General features: G+C 27.4%; 15 protein-coding genes, 1 tRNA gene and 1 other RNA gene. 5 read left to right on the top strand and 12 right to left on the bottom strand.

The genetic code is table 11. The features are described from left to right. Window position 1: 1 nt before the first annotated feature. Both CINS_RS06170 and ruvB read right to left on the bottom strand, forming a co-directional pair. Window positions 2–1045, bottom strand: a complete 1044-nt coding sequence (locus CINS_RS06170) for an AI-2E family transporter (RefSeq protein ID WP_039650762.1) — start codon at window positions 1043–1045, stop codon at window positions 2–4. Continuing rightward, window positions 1035–2045: a Holliday junction branch migration DNA helicase RuvB gene (gene ruvB / locus CINS_RS06165; protein WP_039650760.1), complete on the bottom strand. Its 1011-nt coding sequence runs from the start codon at window positions 2043–2045 to the stop codon at window positions 1035–1037. Before ruvB ends, CINS_RS06170 begins: the two co-directional genes overlap by 11 nt. An 88-nt stretch (window positions 2046–2133) precedes the next feature. Here ruvB and CINS_RS06160 point away from each other — a divergent pair, with 88 nt between their 5' ends. From CINS_RS06160 to CINS_RS06150, 4 genes are all read left to right on the top strand, one after another. Continuing rightward, on the top strand, window positions 2134–2544 hold the full coding sequence (locus CINS_RS06160; RefSeq protein WP_039650758.1) for a hypothetical protein: 411 nt from the start codon (window positions 2134–2136) through the stop codon (window positions 2542–2544). 1 nt (window position 2545) lies between these two features. After that, window positions 2546–2905, top strand: a transfer-messenger RNA (tmRNA) gene (gene ssrA / locus CINS_RS07695). A 195-nt stretch (window positions 2906–3100) separates the two neighbouring features. Further along, window positions 3101–6853, top strand: a complete 3753-nt coding sequence (locus tag CINS_RS06155) for a type II restriction/modification enzyme (RefSeq protein WP_039650756.1) — start codon at window positions 3101–3103, stop codon at window positions 6851–6853. Window position 6854: 1 nt separating this feature from the next. Further along, window positions 6855–9551: an AAA family ATPase gene (locus CINS_RS06150; protein WP_170161468.1), complete on the top strand. Its 2697-nt coding sequence runs from the start codon at window positions 6855–6857 to the stop codon at window positions 9549–9551. A 31-nt stretch (window positions 9552–9582) separates the two neighbouring features. On the opposite strand, the gene CINS_RS06145 is transcribed toward CINS_RS06150, so the two are convergent. Both CINS_RS06145 and CINS_RS06140 read right to left on the bottom strand, forming a co-directional pair. Then, complete coding sequence (locus CINS_RS06145; protein ID WP_039651437.1) at window positions 9583–10512, bottom strand: ribose-phosphate pyrophosphokinase; 930 nt, start codon at window positions 10510–10512, stop codon at window positions 9583–9585. A 67-nt stretch (window positions 10513–10579) separates the two neighbouring features. Then, a complete protein-coding gene (locus CINS_RS06140) occupies window positions 10580–10984 on the bottom strand; it encodes an acyl-CoA thioesterase (protein ID WP_039650752.1) in 405 nt (134 codons plus the stop codon). A 64-nt stretch (window positions 10985–11048) separates the two neighbouring features. Between CINS_RS06140 and ciaB the strand changes: the two genes are divergently transcribed. Further along, on the top strand, window positions 11049–12887 hold the full coding sequence (gene ciaB, locus CINS_RS06135; RefSeq protein ID WP_039650750.1) for an invasion protein CiaB: 1839 nt from the start codon (window positions 11049–11051) through the stop codon (window positions 12885–12887). A 12-nt stretch (window positions 12888–12899) separates the two neighbouring features. On the opposite strand, the gene CINS_RS06130 is transcribed toward ciaB, so the two are convergent. The 8 genes from CINS_RS06130 to pglF all read right to left on the bottom strand — a co-directional run bounded on the left by CINS_RS06130 (window position 12900) and on the right by pglF (window position 19994). Then, window positions 12900–12989: transfer RNA gene (locus tag CINS_RS06130), tRNA-Ser, on the bottom strand. 47 nt (window positions 12990–13036) lie between these two features. Beyond that, on the bottom strand, window positions 13037–13594 hold the full coding sequence (locus CINS_RS06125; RefSeq protein WP_039650748.1) for a PepSY domain-containing protein: 558 nt from the start codon (window positions 13592–13594) through the stop codon (window positions 13037–13039). Window positions 13595–13645: 51 nt separating this feature from the next. Further along, complete coding sequence (gene pssA, locus CINS_RS06120) at window positions 13646–14356, bottom strand: CDP-diacylglycerol--serine O-phosphatidyltransferase (RefSeq protein ID WP_039650747.1); 711 nt, start codon at window positions 14354–14356, stop codon at window positions 13646–13648. Continuing rightward, window positions 14353–14970: a phosphatidylserine decarboxylase-related protein gene (locus CINS_RS06115; RefSeq protein ID WP_039650744.1), complete on the bottom strand. Its 618-nt coding sequence runs from the start codon at window positions 14968–14970 to the stop codon at window positions 14353–14355. The genes pssA and CINS_RS06115 overlap by 4 nt, the downstream gene beginning before the upstream one ends. After that, window positions 14970–16889 carry an ATP-dependent zinc metalloprotease FtsH gene (gene ftsH / locus CINS_RS06110; RefSeq protein WP_039650743.1) on the bottom strand — a complete coding sequence of 640 codons (1920 nt, stop codon included), beginning with the start codon at window positions 16887–16889 and terminating at the stop codon, window positions 14970–14972. The genes CINS_RS06115 and ftsH overlap by 1 nt, the downstream gene beginning before the upstream one ends. Further along, window positions 16882–17721, bottom strand: a complete 840-nt coding sequence (locus tag CINS_RS06105) for a 50S ribosomal protein L11 methyltransferase (protein WP_039650741.1) — start codon at window positions 17719–17721, stop codon at window positions 16882–16884. Before CINS_RS06105 ends, ftsH begins: the two co-directional genes overlap by 8 nt. A gap of 15 nt (window positions 17722–17736) precedes the next feature. Continuing rightward, complete coding sequence (locus tag CINS_RS06100) at window positions 17737–18114, bottom strand: chemotaxis response regulator CheY (RefSeq protein ID WP_039650739.1); 378 nt, start codon at window positions 18112–18114, stop codon at window positions 17737–17739. Window positions 18115–18230: 116 nt separating this feature from the next. Beyond that, window positions 18231–19994 carry a UDP-N-acetylglucosamine 4,6-dehydratase (configuration-retaining) gene (gene pglF, locus CINS_RS06095; RefSeq protein WP_039650737.1) on the bottom strand — a complete coding sequence of 588 codons (1764 nt, stop codon included), beginning with the start codon at window positions 19992–19994 and terminating at the stop codon, window positions 18231–18233.

Raw genomic sequence — 19994 nt, 5'->3', positions numbered from 1 at the left:
TTTATACAAAATGTTTTTCTTTTAAAATTATGTATAGTTTTAAAGTAGAAATGAAAAAAGTCAGTATTGCAGGACCTAAAATAATACCCCAAAAACCAAAACTTGAAATTCCAGCTATCATGGCAAAAAATATCAAGAGTTCATTGATTTGTGTTGGAATTTTTACTAGCTTATTGTTAATCCACTTAATAATGTAAGGCTTAACTAAAGTATCTGCTATAAATGAAATTGTTATAATGCTATATAAAAAGATTATTAATGCTGCGTGTAAATTTCCATTAGCAAATTCATATAAAGAAACAGGGACATAGATTAAAGCACCTCCAACAACTGGTAACAATGAGCTAAAGCAAAATACTATTCCCATTAAAAAAGCATCATAACCATAAATTTTTGTGATAATGCCAAAAAGAACTCCTTGCAAAATAGCATTTAAAACCATAGAATAAAATACCACAGACATTACATTACTCACTTCGCTTAAAATCCCTTGAGTTTCTTCTTTTTGCATAGGTATAATAGTTTTTATATAACTTATTATTTGAGATCCATATAAATTTGCAAAGAAATAAAATACGCAGATTAAGACCATATCAGTTAAAAACTTGGTGCCAAATTTTGTAGCACTAGAAAGATAAGTTAGAATATTTTTTGATATAGAATTTAAATCTATACTTGCTAAAATTTCTTTAATTTTTGGTTCTATGAAGCTTAGTGTTTCTGGTAATTGTAGATTATAATTTTTAAAATATTCTATTGTGTTATAAATGTAATTTATATCAAAATTTGTTGCTGCTTTAGCAAGTTCTATAATAGCATATACAAATGGGATAAAAAACAAAGCTAAAGTAAATAAAGTCGTTGCAAGAGCAGATATAACTTTTTTATCTTTAAAAATTGTAAGAAATTTAACATTGATATTAGAAGTAGAAACAGCCATTAAGCTAGCTATGGCTATATTCATTAAAAATGGTTTAAAAAGATATAAAACCCAAAATAAAACAACTAAAATAAAACTTATCAAAAAAAATTTACTATTTTTCATCAAACAATCCTCTATCGTATTTTAGTTTTAAAATATCAAAACTTTTCAAGCTCGCTATTCTACCTTTAGCTGTTCTTTCTATATACCCATTAGCTAGTAGATAAGGTTCAATTACATCTTCTATAGTGTTTTCGTCTTCACTTAAAGCAGCAGCTATACTAGAAAGTCCTATAGGTTTTCTTTTAGCATCAGTTAAAAGCTCTAAATATCTTAAGTCCATAGAGTCAAAACCAAGCTCATTAACTCCTAAAGAATCAAGTGCTTCTTTTGCTCTTTTTTCATTGATAGTATTTTCATCATTAACATCTGCAAAATCTCTTACGCGTTTTAATAATCTCAAGGCTATTCTTGGAGTAGAACGACTGCGTTTAGCTATTTCTAAAGCAGCTTTTTTATCACAGATTTTGTCAAGTTTTATAGCAGCTTTTTCTAAAATAATAGCAAGTTCATCATTTTTATAAAATTCTAAACGAAATTGCATACCAAAACGATCTCTTAATGGATTGCTTAGCATACCCGCTCTTGTTGTTGCACCGATTAAGGTAAATTTTGGTAAGTCTATTTTTATAGTCTGTGCTGCAGGCCCACTACCTATTATTATATCAAGACGATAATCTTCCATAGCTGGATAAAGCACTTCTTCGATGGCTGGGCTTAAGCGGTGAATTTCATCTATAAAAAGAACATCACCTTCGCTTAAATTTGTTAATATAGCTGCTAAATCACCACTTTTTTCTATCATAGGAGCTGCAGTTGTTTTTATATTTGCCCCCATTTCATAAGCTATGATATTTGCTAAAGTTGTTTTTCCAAGCCCTGCTGGCCCACTAAAAAGTATATGATCTAAGCATTCATTTCTTTTTTTGGCTGCTTTTATAAAAATTTTTAAATTTTTTTTAATATTTTCTTGTCCTATGTATCCATCAAAACTAGAAGGTCTTAGTGAATTTTCATAATTTTCATCAGGGGAAAATTTTTCAATTTCTACAATTCTATCCATTTTTTTCCATTTTTGTTTTGTTGAAGATTTGAATTTTATCTAAAATTTGTTAAAATAAACATTTAAACTTAAAATTATAGAAGTTTTTATGGGAATTTTAGAGCAGTTAGAAAGAGATTACGAGCTTGAAGAAATTGAGCGTTTTTTATACTTTTTTAGAAGTCTTTGTGATATTTTAGAACCTTTAATCGTAAAACTTAGCAGTAATAGTGAAAAATATAAAGAGGCTTTGAGAGATTTAGAGCAAAATATTCACAATGTTGTATGGGCAGCTAAAAGATTAAATCTTGAAGAGCTTGTAAATTTTGGTACCTTTTGCGAAGAAATCACAAAACAAGCTTTAAAATTTGAAGGTCCAGCTAGCGAAGAATTTACAGATTGGATGCTTTTAATAAGTGATCAATTTGAAAAATATTGTTGTAGTTATGAAAATGACGATACCGTTTTAGCTATTTTTAATCCTTTAATTGCTAATGTTCCAGATAAAATTTCTCAATAACGGGGACGACTTGGCTTCGACAGGAGTAGAGTGGCCTTAGTGGCATGTCGCTTTAAGCAAAGCGTAAAAAGCTTAAAATTAAAATTAAACGCAAACAACGTTAAATTTGCTCCTGCTTACGCTAAAGCTGCGTAAGTTCAGTTGAGCCTGAATTTTAGATGATACTATCTAGTTTAAAATTTAGTCATCTTTGATAGTGTAGATTAAAAATTGACAATTTTTAATCGAAATTGAAGTCTTAGTCTAACTTGAAATTTTGGAAGGTGAGTTTAGTTAGATGAAATTTTCACCTTTACTAAACATGTAGATGCTGTGGTTGTTTTATTTTTGGACAGGGGTTCAATTCCCCTCGTCTCCACCAAATTTAATCTTTTAATAATATAATTCACCAAAGATTCCTTGCTACTGATAAGACTTTAAGAAAGGCTTCTTTTTAGATGAGTAACAAGGTCTTTATTAATTCTAAATTTAAATTACATTATAAAGCTTGATAATATTTCTTAGCATTTTAAAAAGTTCTTTTTGATATTATTTTAAAAAAATACTAAGGTATTCTATGAATTTTTATGAAGAAATTAAAAAATATCTCGATAATAATCTTTTTACTAATTATGCTCTAGAGGTAGATTTTCCAAACATTTATAATTTTACTCAAAATGAAAATACATACAAAACAACTTTAGATGACATAATTTGCCTATATAACGCTATTCAAAAAAGTTTTCAAAAATACAATGAACATCAATTTGAAGATGAATTTATATCAAAAGTGTTAGAAATTTTAGGGTGGAAATTTATAAGACAAGATGAAAAAATCATACAAGGTAAATTAGAAAAACCTGACTTTTTACTTTTTAGCGATGAAAACATAAAAGCAAATTATGAAAATTTAGACAAAGATGTAAAAAAATCAAGCAATGAATTTACTATCATTATGGAGTCAAAAGCTTATAATGTAGAAATTGATAATAAAAAAGTAAAAGACAATCCTCACTTTCAAATTTTAAGATATCTTAGTAATTTAAAGAAAAATTATGGCTTTTTAACCAATGGTAGATTTTGGCGTTTTTATGATAACTCTACACTTAGTGCAAACAAGGTGTTTTATGAGATAAATTTAGAACAAATTATAAAAGATAAAAATTATCAAGCTTTTGCATACTTTTATAGTATTTTTGCCTCAAAAAGCTATACAGAAGAAAAACACATAGAAAAATCTTTACAAGTTAATAAAGAATCAAAAATCAAAATAGAAGATGATTTAAAATCTATCATCTATGGAACTAATGGTAATGAATCTTTATTTGAATTTATAGGTTCTAAGATTTATAACAAAACTAAAGCTGATTTAAAACTAATCTATGAAAATTCTTTATATTTTGTATTTAGGCTTTTATTTATTGCTTATTTTGAAGATAAATTTGAAAATATCTTAGAAAAGCATAAATACTTCAAAAGCAAAATTAGTATAAAAACTTTATTACAAAATTTAAGTGATGATGAAAGTTCAAGTGCTGGCTTTGGAGATTTAGAAACTATTTTTCAAATTTATAACGAGGGTAAAAGTAGTTTTGATATGCCTGTCTTTAATGGTGGATTGTTTGATGAGAGCAAGACCACTCTTTTAAGCACACCAAAGATTTTCAGTGATAAAGATCTAAAATATGTCTTAGAGCAATTATTAAATTACAAAGATAAAAATTTAACCTTCAAAAGAGATTATAAAACTTTAAGCATAGAGCATTTAGGCACGATTTATGAAGGTTTGCTTTCTTACTTTTTTGAAGTAGCAAATGAAGATATTTACTATGTAAGTTATAAAGAAAAATCAAAAGAAATAGAAAGTTATTTTGATAATTATGATTTTAAAATTTTAGAAAAATCAAAAAAAGTAGAAAAATACAATTTTTATAAAAAAGGACAAATTTATCTTAAAAATTCTAGTAATTCAAGAAAATCAACAGCAAGCTTTTATACACCTGAGTCAATAGTGAATTTTTTGATAAATAGTGCTTTAAAAGATAAACTAAACAATGAAAACATTTTGAAATTTAAAATACTAGACAATGCTTGCGGTAGCGGGCATTTTTTAGTCGGAGTTTTAAATGCTATCACGCATATTGTTTTATCAGATTTTGAACATTTTACAAATTTAAAACAACTTCACGAACAAGAAAAAGAAAATATCGCAAATCACATAAAAGATTTTACGCAAGATTATGAGCTAGATGAAAGTGATGTTTTGAAACGACTTTTGTTAAAACGCATTATTTACGGGGTGGATTTAAACCCATTTAGTATAGAACTTACAAAACTTAGCCTTTGGATAGATAGTTTTATCTTTGGAACCCCACTTTCTTTTATAGAGCATCACATAAAATGTGGTAATGCTTTAGTAGGCTCAAACATAAGTGATTTTAAAAATTTAATTTCACAAAATGCTGATAATCTTTTCACAAATTCCATTACTCAAGAATTTGAAATTTTACAAGAAGTATTTGAAAAGCTTGATAATCTACAAGATACCAACGAAGAACAAATCAAACAATCAAAACAAATCTATCAAAATGAAATCACACCAAAGCTTGATAAGCTAAATTTATATCTAAACTATATCAACTCGCTTTATTTTGCTAACAAAGAAGAATTACAATTTCTAAAAGCCTTAAGTCAAGATGATATACAAAATTTAAATCAAAATGAACAAGCAAAAGACATCATTAGCAAATATCAAAAAGAATTTAGCTTTTTTAACTATGAGTTAGAATTTCCTGAAATCATAGAAAATCAAGTCTTTAAAGGCTTTGATATCATCATAGGTAATCCACCTTGGGATAAGTCAGAGTTTAGTGATAATGATTTCTTTCCGCAATATAAAAGCGATTATAGAAGCTTAATTGCTAGCAAGAAAAAAGAAATTCAAAACAATTTGCTAGCTAAAGATTATATAAAGCAAAATTATGAAAAACAAAAAGCATATATAGATATAATTAATGTTTATTATAAAAACACATTTATGTCTAATTCTTTAACGAAAGATATTAATTTATTTCGTCTTTTTGTAGAAAAAAATCTTTCTCTTTTAAAACAAGATGGAAATTTAGCTTATGTTTTACCTAGTGCTTTAATGTTTGAAGATGGAAGTTTAACTTTAAGAAAAGAAATTTTAGAAAATAAAACTTTAGAATATTTTTATAGTTTTGAAAACAGACAAGCTATATTTGCTGATGTAGATTCAAGGTATAAATTTGCTCTTATGCTTATAAAAAATACGCAAGCAAATAATGCTCACAAAATCAAAACGATGTTTTATAAAACAGATATAAACTCACTAAAAAACAAAGATGAAATTTTAACTCTAAGTTTAAAAGATATCAAAAAGCTAAGTCCAATTCACTTAGCTTTAATGGAGTTAAAAGACAAGCAATCCTTAGAAATTTTAAAAAAATGCTATAAAAAATTTCAAAATTTATCTTTTGATTATATAGATTTTAGACAAGAATTAAATATGACTACTGATAAAGATTTGTTTATAGAAGAGTTTGGGGAAGAACTTTTGCCTTTATATGAAGGTAAAATGATACATCAATTTAATGCAAATTTTAGCCAAGCTACTTATTTTTTAAAAAAGGCTAAATTTGATGAGCGTTTAAAAAGCAAAGAACTTTCAAGAGCTAAAAAAGCTACACAAAAAGAACTAAACCCTGAATTGATAAAATATGATAGAGAATTTTTTAGACTTGGATATAGAGCTATTGCAAGAGATACAGATGAGAGGACTTTGATATTTTCACTTTTACCAAAAAATTGTGGTTTTGGGCATAGTATGTTTGCAAATGTGCCAAAACTATATATTTTAAGAGATGATGAAATTTGTATAAATGCTATGTCTCATAAAAGAATTTTATTTGCTTTAGCTTTGTTAAATTCTTTAGTGGTTGATTTCATCATAAGAAATATGGTGCAAATCAATGTAAGTAAAACTTATTTAGAAAGAATTCCATTTCCACAACCAAGTGATGATGAAATTCAAAATAATGAAATTTATAAAACTCTAGCTAAAAACGCTTTACTTTTACAACTTTACAATGATACAAATCATTATTTTGATGAATTAAAACAAGAATTTAACATAAAAGATGATGAAATTCCAAAAACTAAAAAAGCTTATGATATCTTAAGAGCAAAAAATGATTTATTAGTTAAAGAACTTTATGGTTTAAGCGATGATGAATTTTCTTACATGATAAGCACTTTTAAAGTCTTAAACGAAAAACAAAGCGAATATATAGCATTGTTAAGGAATTAGGGTGGAAGATAAATCTGTTTTAGAGCAAATTATAGTTGTTAGTCAAAATTTTAATAAAAATATAAAAAAACATGAAGATGATAGAGGATTTTTATCTCAAAATATACTCAATGAGTTAAGGAATTTAATAGAACATATTGCTTTGTATATTTACAATAGAGATACAAACAATAATTTTAATAGTCATTATGATAATTTAAAAGTTGGAATTGTATATATAAGCGATAAAGCTAAATATGTAAATATTAGAAAAATGCATAATTTCTTACAAATAACATCTTCTCATTACACTCCAGATGAGGAAACTTCAGAAAGATTGATGTTAAAATATATTTCTCTTTTAATTAAAATAAAGCAATTTTGTAAAAATAATTTAAATATAGATATCTTGCAGAATATATATGAATTTCCTATTAAGCTTGATAATCTAAGTTTGCAATATTATGAAAGAGTTACAAATGTAATCAATAATACAAGTGTGTTTGAAAATACAAGAATTGATAAATTTTATATACATAAAGTCAAGCCATTTATTGTAGATAAAAAAATGTATTATGAGATAACATTTGTATTAGCTAAAAACAATACAAGTAAATTTGATAAAATCATAGCTTTTTCAAAAGAATATATTCCAGATAATTATGCTGTTGAGTTAAAATTATATGATACTAGCATATGGTTGAATTCATTTAAGATACCTATTATATTAATAATCAATTGGAATGTAAGCATAAGACCTTGTGAGTTAAAAAATTTTTGTGTCATTTTTGGATTAGTCAATATTAATTTTATAAGAAATGCAAAGTATGAGAGAATCATGCAGTTTTTAAAATACAATGAATTGAGTTTGCTAGATATTATAAAATTAAATGATATAGAATATCAAAACATCAAGAATGAATTTAGTGAAAATAAATTTAATGATTTTTTTAAATGTCTTGATAAGGCAAGGGATATTATCACAAACAATAAAAAAGGAAAAAATATCCTTAGTTATTTATTAAATAGTATGAATAATGTTGTTGTAAAACATCAAAAAGGTGATTTTGCTAATGAAAAATTATCAAATTTATGTTTAAAAAATTCCTCCATACCTTTTGAAGATATGCCTTTTTGTACTTCTTTAGCAGGACATAATCCTAGATTAATTGATTTATATGAGTGTTTAGATGCGAAAGATAGAGGGCATGAATTATTAGCTAGAACTATTAAAAATAACTCTAAAATTCATGGAAACTTATATAAGGATATTGAGGATTTTGTGCAAATTTCTAAAGAAAATATTTTAGAACTAGTTAGGAAATACAATGATTCTATTGAGTATGAATACCATAAACCAAAAAGACATATAGAAATATTATATGAAAAATATTTATATATTAATGAAGATGAAGTTACGATAAAAAATATTATTTTAAAGCTTAAAAATTTTACTCAAAGTGGCATAGAAAATTATCAAAAAGATATAAAAGAATGGCTAGAGAATAATAACTTAGATTGTGCAGAAAAAAAGAATTTTCTAGAAAAAATGTTTTGTGATTCAAAATTAGCATTGATATATGGTGCAGCAGGAACAGGCAAAACTACATTAATAGAATATATTTCTAATTTTTTTAAAGATAAAAATATATTGTTTTTGACAAATACTTACACAGCATTAGATAATATAAAAAGAAGAATAAAAAATCCCTTATGGAGTTTTAATGTTATATCTTCTTGCATAAAAAAAAGAAAAGAGCAAGTATATGATATTGTAATTATTGATGAGTGTAGTACGATTGATAATAAAAATATATTTGAATTTTTAAATAAAGTAAAATGTGATGTTTTGGTTTGTGTTGGAGATGTATATCAAATAGAGGCTATTAATTTTGGAAATTGGTTTTTATTTGCTCAAAACTTTTTTAAAGATAAGCAAATAGAGCTAAAACATATTTATAGAACTAATGATGAAAGTTTACAAGATTTATGGAAAGAAGTAAGAGAGCTAGGAGAGAATATACTTGAAAAGCTTTCTAAGAAAAAAATATCTGAGAAAATAGAAAATTTTAATTTTAATGCGCAAAAAGAAGATGAGATTATCTTATGTCTTAATTACGGTGGATTATATGGTGTAAATAATATAAATAGGCTTTTACAAGAAAATAATCCTAAACAAGGTATTCAATTTAATAGCTTGTATTATAAAATAGACGATCCTATATTGTTTAATAATGAATCCTCTTTAAGGTTTGGGCAAGTCATTCACAATAACTTAAAAGGATCGATAGTAGACATAAAGAAAGAAAATGGATATGCTCTTTTTGTGGTAAATGTTTATAAAAATATAAGCAAAGAGAGCGAAAATAGCTTTAAAGTTACTAAAAAATTTAATAATGAATATACAGAAATTGCTTTTAAAGTAGATGAAATAAATTCTGATGAAGAGGATGAAAAAGAACATGCTGTTCCTTTTCAAGTAGCTTATGCTATTTCCATACATAAAGCACAAGGTTTAGAATATGATAATGTTTCTATAATTATTTCAGATGAGATAGAAGAGCAAATAACACATAATATATTTTATACAGCTATAACAAGAGCTAAAATAAAATTAAAAATATATTGGTCAGCCGAAACTGAAAATAAAGTATTAAATTCATTAAAACTTAAAGATATCAAGCAGGATTATAATCTTTTGTTATCTAAGTTAAAATAAGTTTTCTTTGCAAGATTACCTCGCAAAGAATTTATACAAATAAAGAATTCACGCTTTCATTATGATAAACTCTACGTATTACTTCTCCAAAAATAGGTGCTACACTTAGGACTTTGATTTTATCCATTTGTTGTTTTAAAGGTATGGTATCAGTTACTACTAGCTCATCAAGTGCATCTTTAGCTATTCTTTCATAAGCTACGCCACTAAGTACAGGGTGAGTGCAACAAGCTATAACAGATTTTGCACCTTTAGTTTTAAAAACTTCAGCAGCTTTTACTATGGTTCCTGCTGTATCGATGATATCATCTACTAAAATTACTTCTTTATCTTTTACATCACCGATGATATTCATTACTTCACTCTCATTGGCTTTTTCTCTTCTTTTATCAACTATTACTATATCAAGTCCTAAGGCTTTTGCTACGCTTCTAGCTCTTGCGATACCTCCTATATCAGGGCTTGCAATGATAGGATTTTTATAATTTTTATTCCTAATATAGTCATTAAAAATGATACTTCCATAAAGATTATCTACTGGTATATCAAAAAATCCTTGAATTTGCCCCGCATGTAAATCGATAGTAGCTACTCTATCTACTCCAGCTGACTGTATGAGATTTGCTACTAATTTTGCAGTAATTGGTACCCTAGGACTTGCTTTTCTATCTTGTCTTGCATAGCCAAAGTATGGAATTATAGCAGTTATAGAACTTGCACTTGAACGACGCAATGCATCAGTCATTATTAAAAGTTCCATTAAATTATCATTAGTTGGTGCACAAGTGCTCTGTATGATAAATACATCCTTACCACGCACACTTTCGTCTATTTGTATGCTAATTTCTCCATCACTAAAACGCTTAACTCCAGCATTACTTAAAGGTAAAGAAAGGTATTTTGAAATTTTTTTTGCAAAGTCTTCGTTTGCAGAACCAGAAAATATTTTATATCCGCGCATATATAGCCTTAGAATTTTTTTTGTTGATAATATAGAATTTTTTTTAAAAATACAATTAATTTTTAAATTAAAAACCATGTAATCTTTTTAAATCCGCATCTATGGCCAATTTATTACCATTTTTATCTACGCTTACATATGTTACAATTGCTGAGGTTACATGTATACAATATACATGCCCATTTTCATTTGCTCTTTGAGTAACAACTTCTACTTCGACTGTGATAGAAGTATTTCCTGCTTTAATAATTTTAGCATAGCACGATACTAAATCACCTACAAAAATAGGTTCTTTAAAAATGATTTTATCTACTGCGACCGTTACGACTCTTTGCGGCGAAAGTTCTCTAGCTGCTATAGCACCAGCTAGATCTATTTGAGACATAATCCAACCACCAAATATATTACCTGCTGGGTTGGTATGACTTGGCATAGCTATGACTTTTAATTTTGGTTCTTGCATATCTTTCATGGTATTCTCCTTGTATTTTGAAAAAAATATTATAATTAAGAATTAAAAATAAAGAAAGGTTCATATGAATGATTTTAGACAAATTGCACAAATAGTAAAAAACAGAAAACAATATATCAATGATTTATATAAAATTTTACAAAATGGAGAAAATCATCCACTTATAGATAGAGCATTACAATTAGCTGAGCTTGATAATGAAAAAAATAATATTTTGGCTATATTGCGTCGTTTGGTAGATTTAAAAGAAGAAAATTTAATTCAAGAACTTGAAAAAAAAGGTTTAAAAGAAGAGGAAATTACTCAAATAAAATATAAAGTACATTCCTTAGTAAGATCTTTTTATGAAGTGGAGCATCAAGATCTCATTGATGAGATAAAGAGTAAAAAATTACTTGATGATTTTTATTTGAATTTAATTCAAGGTGTTCATAATATTGGAGTAATTATGAATTCTTTTGATATTGCATGGAGTAAACAAATTTTAGATGTCAATAATAAAATTTTAAAAGAGCAGTTTCAGAATTTAAGTGATGCTTTAGAATTTTTAAAACAAAATGAACTTTATCAGTTAAATCAAGATGGTGAGATTTGTGAAAGAAGTTATGGGGCTTTAGTCAAAATTGGGACTATTTGGAGATTTTTACCTTATGCAAAAGCTTTTGAGAATGAAGTTTTAAAATTAGAATATGAATTTGATAAACTTCTAGATAAATTAAAAACTTTTGAGTTAAATGATGATAAAAAAGCTTATATAACTTATATAGAAAAGTTAAAATTTGCTTTTTGTGAAAAAGATAATAAAGAAGTAGTTAAAAAATGGCAAGAGGCTGAACTTGCTTGGATGGAAGTAAAATCACCGTTACAAATAGGTCATCCATTAGAATATTATGAAGATTCTTATACCCATGCAGTAGCGTTAGAATGGGATATACGTTTAGAAGATATTAGCGATTTTGATACTAATGTTTTTCAAGAACAAATAAAAGAAAGTTTTTCTATGATTTATGAGCAACTAGAAGAAAAAGATGAAAAGCTTTTTGAGGAGGTTAACTTTAATCTTGATAAAACTCAACTTTATATTTGTATGCCTATGATTTTTTATGGCGCAGAACTTAAAGGACTTTTTTCCGCTCAAGTTGTTCCAAATGATGAATATGTCAGTAATATAGCTGGTAAGAAAATTTTTGCTTTTTTAAATTATGTTTATGAAAATGCTAAGACCAAACCTTTTATGAAACTTTCTTCTATGATTTTTGAAAAAGAATTTTTAGATTATGGAAGAGATATTTTATTTTATAATGAAAAATTATGGAAAAAAATATATGAAGTTTCAACTATAGGACACGAATTTGGACATATTTTCTTTGTAGCAAATGATAGTGAGAAAAAAATGAATGAAAGTGGAGTATTTAAAAATATTGAAGAATTTAAAGCAACTGCAGGAGGATTGGTAAATTTCTTTTTACATGAAAAAGATGAATTAAAAATGCCTGTATTTTATGAATTAATAAAAAGAGCAGTTGGTTTAATAGCTTGGCAAAGAGTAGAAGAAGTTAAACCTTACTATACAGAAGGCCTAATACATTTATCTTTGCTTTTTAAAGCCGAAGTTTTATCTTTTGGAAATGAAAAATTAAATGTAGATTTTACTCAAGAAGCTTATGAGAGATTTAAGGAAATATTTTTACAAAATTATTATAACTTAGCAAGACATTATTTATTAAAAGAAGACGCAAAAAAATATTTAAATGATTTTTGTGTTTTAGAAGATGAATTTTTTATGCCAATAGATGATGAATGTAAAAAATTCGTGAAATATTATTATGAGTTGTACCAATTATATGGAAATGAAATTGATGAAAGTGGAGAATTTGAAAAATACACAAGTGTAAAAAACTAAAACAATTCAAAGTGGCGGACAGAGAGGGATTTGAACCCTCGAGACCCGTTAAGATCTGCACCCTTAGCAGGGGTGTGGTTTCAACCACTCACCCATCTGTCCTCAAGAGACGTAAGTATATCTTAATCTTTATAAGATATACCTTAAATTTAAACACTAAAATAGGCTACAATAAGTGTAATAATAAAACCTAAAGTTAATACTACAATTTGTTTTTTTCTGTCTTTTCGAATGGCTACAAGGGTGATTAAAATTCCAGAAATATAAAGCATTATCATTGCTGAAGCAAAAGCCAAACCAAGGATAGAAAAATACCACATACCTTTATTTTTATGTAATGAAATCATATTACCTAATAAGCTTCTAGTTTTAATGATGATTTCATAAGTGTTTTCATCAATTTTTATGATACTTGTTGTGTAATTAATACCACCAAGTTCTATACCATTGCCTTTTTTATTTGGTTTTGGTTTTAAAGAAGAGGGTAATTTAAGATGGTTTTGCTCTAAAAATGTTATTAGAAATTTAGCTTCATCATCTTTTTGTATGGTTGCTTGAATTTTATAACTTTGAATTTTTGCCCCACTATCTCCATCAAAACCAACTAAATATGCAAATCCAGTTATAGCATATAAAAAAGCTAATGGTAAAAAAAATAAACCAATATAAATATGAACTTGCCTAAAAAACTTGTTTTTATTCATAATAATATCCTTACAAAATTTATAGATAGACTGAAACTAAAGAAAAAAGTTAAATTACTCTTTTTTTAAGGTTTTAGTTAAAGTGTAAGCACTACGTAATAAACCATATAGAACATATAAACTAGCTAGTATTAAGGCACTTTCCAAAAAATATAAATAAAACATAGATAAAAGTATTACTAAAATAATTAAAACTTTTAAAACATTTGCTCTTTTTAGATCAATTTTTTTAAAACTAGGATAGCGTATATTGCTAACCATTAAAAAAGCGAGTAGTGCTTGTATACACAAAATTAACAAAGAATAATTACGAAGGAAATCATAATATAAATAAGCACTTACCCATAAAGCACTTACAATTGCTGCGGTTGGTATAGGCAAACCTATAAATACAGAAGGTTCGTATGTGCCTGTGGTAACATTAAACCTTGCTAAACGTATAGCGCCAAAAACTACAAACAAACCTGCTATAAGTGAACCTAATTTTCCATATTCATATCCTATGCTCATATAAAAAAGTATAGCTGGAGCTACACCAAAGGCTATTATGTCTGCTAAAGAATCAAACTCAATTCCAAATTTAGAAGTAGAATTTGTAGCTCTTGCAACACGCCCATCAAGTCCATCACATATGAGTGATAAAATAATATAAATAAGAGCTTTATCAAAATTTTGATTAATAGAAGCTATAATAGAAATAATTCCTAAAAAAACTGAAGCCGCTGTAAAAAGATTAGGTAATATGTAAATTAATTTAAAATTCATGGATTTAAGTAACCTATTAATGCACCTATGTGAACTTTATCGTTTTCATTGACGCAGATTTTACTGTCTTTTGGTAAAAATAAACTTATACTACCATCTAACATGAAACCTATTTTTTGAGCATGATTTAAATGATGACCAAAATCATAAATATGAGTTTTTCTATTTAAAGCACCAAAAGTGATACGCATAGCCCACAATTTATTTTTTGATTTTACTAAAAATAGGATTCTTTCAGCTAATAAATTTGTATTTTTCATGAAAGGACATAAAAAAAGTCCGTGTTTTATAGTAGTTTTGCTTACTTCTAGTTCCAATGGAGCTATAATAGTTCCTTGAGAAAAAATTGAGTTGAAAATTTGAATTTCAACACATTCTCCAATTTCTGCATAAGTAGTTGATTGAATTTTTTTAACAACCCCCTCTATGGGAGAAATAATAGTGTTAGAATCGGCTATATATCCTACAGAGCTTACCCTAAAAATATATAAAAACAGTATTAATATAAAACATAAAATCCAAGAAAATCCCCATAACAATTGAATTATTGCAAAAACTATAGCAAGAGATATTAAAAATCCTAAACCAGCTTTTGCAATAAAATCGAATTTCATTAGTTTTCCTTATTACTTTCTTGTTTATTTGCTAGTCGAGTAGAAAGATTATTTTCTTCCTCATAATTTTTTATAATTTCTCTAACTCTAACTCCATCTATAGTTTCTTCTTCATATAAAGATTGTACCATAGTTTCAATTGCTCCACTATAAGTTTTAAGAGTTTCTTTCACACCCTGATATCGTTCATCTAGGGTTTTTTTAACATATTCATCTACGTCTTGTGCCATTTTATCTGAATAATCTTTAATAGTTTGACCACCGCTTAAAAAAGTATTTCTTTGCTTTTCAAGCACCATAAGACCAGCTATATCACTCATACCATACATGGAAATCATAGCTTTTATAATATCGGTTGCACGTTCTAAATCGTTACTAGCACCAGTTGAAATTTCTTTTATGAAAATTTCTTCAGCAGCGCGTCCTCCTAAAAGAACATCAACTTCGGCTAGAAGTTCATGTTTTTGCATTAAAAATTTATTTTCTTCAGGAGTATTTAAAGTGTATCCAAGTGCTGCTAGTCCTCTTGGAATTACAGAAACTTTACTGACTTTTTTAGCTCCTTTTGTTGTTTCAGCTATTAATGCATGACCACATTCATGATATGTTACTATTTTTTTCTCTTTATCATTAATTCTGCGAGATTTCTTTTCAAGTCCAGCTATAGCTCTTTCAACGGCTTCAACTAAATCTTTTTGCTCGACGTGTTTTTTAGAATCTCTACCAGCCAAAAGAGCTGCTTCGTTAATAATATTAGCTAAGTCAGCTCCAGCTAATCCAGCAGTTAATCTTGCAATATCTTCTACTTTTACTTCAGGAGAAATTTTAACATCTTTCATATGCACTTTTAAAATATCACACCTGCCTTTAAAATCAGGTTTATCTACTAAAACTTGCCTGTCAAAACGTCCAGGTCTTAATAAAGCTGCGTCTAATACTTCTGGACGATTGGTTGCTGCTAAAACAATTACAGGAGAGCTTTCAGTACCAAATCCATCCATTTCGGCTAAAAGTTGATTTAAAGTTTGTTCTCTTTCGTCATTCCCACCCATCATACCGCTAGCGGCACGAGATTTTCCAATAGCATCAATTTCATCTATAAACACAATAGCTGGAGCTTCTTTTTTTGCATTTTCAAATAAATCTCTAACTCTTGAAGCACCAACACCAACAAACATTTCTATAAAAGATGATCCTGATACACTAAAAAATGGTACATCGGCTTCTCCAGCTACTGCTTTTGCTAATAATGTTTTACCTGTTCCTGGAGGACCTACAAGTAAAAGACCTTTTGGAATTTTTGCACCAAGTTTAATATATCTTTCTGGATACTTTAAAAAATCAACAATTTCTTTAACTTCCTCTTTTGCTTCTTCAACACCTGCGACATCACTAAATTTAACTTTAGGTTTTTCTGAATTAACTAGTTTTTTAGAGCTACCAATCCCAAGTATAGAACCACCCATATTTTTTTGCATGCGAGAAGCTAAAAACATCCAAATTCCAAAGAAAATAAATACAGGTAAAACCCAAGAAAGTAATATATCTATAAACCAATTACTTTCGTTGAATGCTCCATAAGAAACACCTTTTGAGTCTAGTAATGAAACAAAAGTTGTATCATTAGGAACTTTTTTTGTTATATAAGCCATATTTCCAGCTTTAGAAATAGCTTTTATAGTTGTTTGACCTATATTTACCTGCGCAATTTGATTATTTTCTATAAGAGTTTTAAGTTCTGAATAAGTAACTTTTTTAGTATTTTCATTGCCGATAAAACCCATAGCTGAGTCATCTGAAAAGCCTTTGAATAAAAAGATCATTACTATAGCAAAAATAGCAAAAATAAAAATAGGATTTTTATTAAAAAAATTATTGCTATTTTGATTATCTTTTTGATTATTTGGTTTTTTATTCATTATTTTCCTTTTTATAAACTAAACTTAACCATTCTCCTTTATTTTTATATTCTAATAAAGTCAAATCTTTAAATTTATTTTTAATTCTTTCTTCGTATTTGTGTAAAATACCAGATAATATTAAAAGTCCACCTTTTTTCATTTTTTCCTTCAAGTCTTTTTCTAATATTATCAAAACATCTGCTATGATGTTGGCGACAACTATATCATATTTTTGTAAGCTTTGATTAACCGAGCCAATCCAAATTTTATCAAATATAACATTATTTAGTTTAGCGTTTTCTTGACTAGCATGAATAGCCAGTTCATCGGTATCGCAAGCTTGTACTATAGCACCCATTTTAGCCATAATAATACTCAAAATTCCACTACCACACCCAACATCAAGACAATAAGCTGATTTTTTTGTATATTTTTGTATAAATTCTATGCAAGTATATGTACTTTCATGATGTCCTGATCCAAATGCTAAAGCTGGATCTATAACAATGTTTATTTTATTATTTATAGGTTTTTGCCAAGTAGTATGTATATGTATGTTATCAATACTTAATGCTTTGATACCTTTTTTGTATTCTTCTATCCAATCTTTGTTTTCTTTTTTACTTATGGTAGAACAAAAATAAAATTTTAATTGCAATATTTCACAAAGTTTTTTATGAAAATTTTCCAATGCTAAATGAACCAGTTCTAGTTCTTCTTCAGATCTTATATATATTCCATTGTCTTTTTCTTCAATTGCATCTATACCAAGAGAAAAAATCAGATCAAGAAATAAATTTATATATTCCTTGTCTGTTTGAAAAAAAAGTTCATAATAATATTTTTGCATAGAGAAGGGTATGATTTAATCTTCATTACTTCCTAAAACATCTTCAAGTTTTTCTTTTAATACTTGAGGGGTAAAAGGTTTTACAATATAGTTATTAACTCCTGCTTTTAAAGCAGTGATAACTTCAGCTTTACCACCTTCGGTTGTAACCATAATGATAGGCATATCAGCATATTTTTCTTCAGCTCTTACTTTTTTAACTAATTCCAAACCATTCATTTCTGGCATGTTCCAATCAGTGATTAAAACTTTGATATCATCATTTTGTGAAAGTAAATCCCATGCTTCAAGCCCATGTTCAGCTTCTAAAACATCTTTGTGTCCTAATCTTACTAAGGTATTTTTAATTATCCTTCTCATTGTAGAACTATCATCAACGACCAACAATTTCACTTTTTTTCCTTTGTTTGATTTCAATCACATATTTTAAAAATGCAATTTTATCGTTTTTATTTATATTAATCAAGTTAAAGTCCAAATTATATCATTTAAAATAAAACAAGAACTAATTATTCTCCGTTTTTATTGTGATTAAATTCAGGAACAATTTCTTTTAAAATTTTAGCTGGATCTATAGATTGAAGTAATCTTTGTATATCTATATTTAATTCATCTAAATTCTTAATTTCACTAGTGGTGACAAAAATACTTTCATATTTAGTCTTTAAATCATTCTCATGGATTAAAAGCTCTTCGTATAATTTTTCACCTTTTCTTAATCCGGTAATTTTTATATCTAATTTTTTATTAGATAAAAGTAGCATTTTTTTTGCTAGATCCATTATTTTTACAGGTTTACCCATATCCAACACAAATAATTCTCCACCTTTTGCGATTGCAGCAGCTTGTAAAACTAGTTGTACAGCTTCATCCACTAGCATAAAATAACGCACGATATCAGGATGAGTGAGAGTTAATGGTTCATTAGCTGCAATTTGAGCTTTGAATTTAGGTATAACACTACCACTTGAACCCAAAACATTTCCAAAACGAACACAAGCTACTTCAAAATTTTCTTGACTTGAGCTTAAAGCATATAACTCACAAATTCTTTTTGTGCAACCCATAATATTAGTAGGGCGAACTGCTTTATCGGTGCTAATCATAATAAATTTATCTACATGATATTTTTTAGCAATATCGATTAAATTCTTAGTGCCAATTATGTTGTTTAAAATAGCTGAGTGAGGATTTTGCTCACACAAAGGCACATGCTTATAAGCTGCTGCATGTAATATGAGATCTATTTTATTATTTGCTAAAATTTTTTCAAGTGCTTCTTTATCTAGAATACTTGTCATTACAGCTTCAATTTTTTCTTTATGTGCACTTAAATCTTCACTTATTTTATAAAGATTGTATTCACTATGATCAAGCATTATTAAGTGTTTTGCACCAAATTTTATACATTGTTTGCAAAGCTCACTACCTATAGTTCCCCCAGCTCCGCTTACTAAAACAATTTTATTTTTTATAAAATCAATCACGCAGGCATTATCTAAATCTTTTGGTTTTCTAGCAAGTAAATCTTCTATACTAATATCTCTTGCTTCGTTTTGGGTAAAAGAAAAAAGTTTTATATCATTTATACCATATGATATTAATTCATCAAATAAAGCTTTTAATTCATCTTGTTCTAATTTTAAAGCAATAATGGCCGTATGAATACCTTCTTGAGTATATTTTTTGATAGCTTGTTTGTTTTCTACTATAAATTTATCACAATATGTTCCTATTAAATTTTTACGTTCATCAATCACAGCTACTGGAAAAAGTCCCAAACTACCTTCCTTAGCTCCTTTTAGGAGGTGCAAAGCTTTTGAAGTAGCACCCACAACGATACAAGGATGTTCTTCATTATATTTTGGTTTTCTAAAATCTATTACCATTCTTTTGCTGATTCTTAAACTTCCAATTAACATACAAGAGATTACAAAGTCTATACCAATAACACTTCTTGGAAATGGATTGAAAAAATCATCATATAAAAAATAAATTCCTAAAAAGACTAATTCAGCTAAGGCCAAAGCTATAACCAATTTTCTTGCTTCATTTAGTGAAAAAAACCTCCACGCAACTTGATAAATTCGAAGTAAAGCTAAAAAAATAATTTTCAATAAAATTAAAACTACAGCACTTTTAAACATCCCTTCATAAAACTCATTAGGAATATCTGCGCTAAATCGTAAGGAAAAAGACAAATATATGCTAATTACGAAAAGTAAAATATCAGCACCTAAAAAAAATCCTAGGCGTTTGCTTTTGTAATCCAT

Origin of the sequence: Campylobacter insulaenigrae NCTC 12927, assembly GCF_000816185.1 — a bacterium.
Lineage (GTDB): Bacteria > Campylobacterota > Campylobacteria > Campylobacterales > Campylobacteraceae > Campylobacter_D > Campylobacter_D insulaenigrae.
Note: the sequence above shows the minus strand (reverse complement) of the source record. Positions and strands in the feature narration are given on the sequence as shown.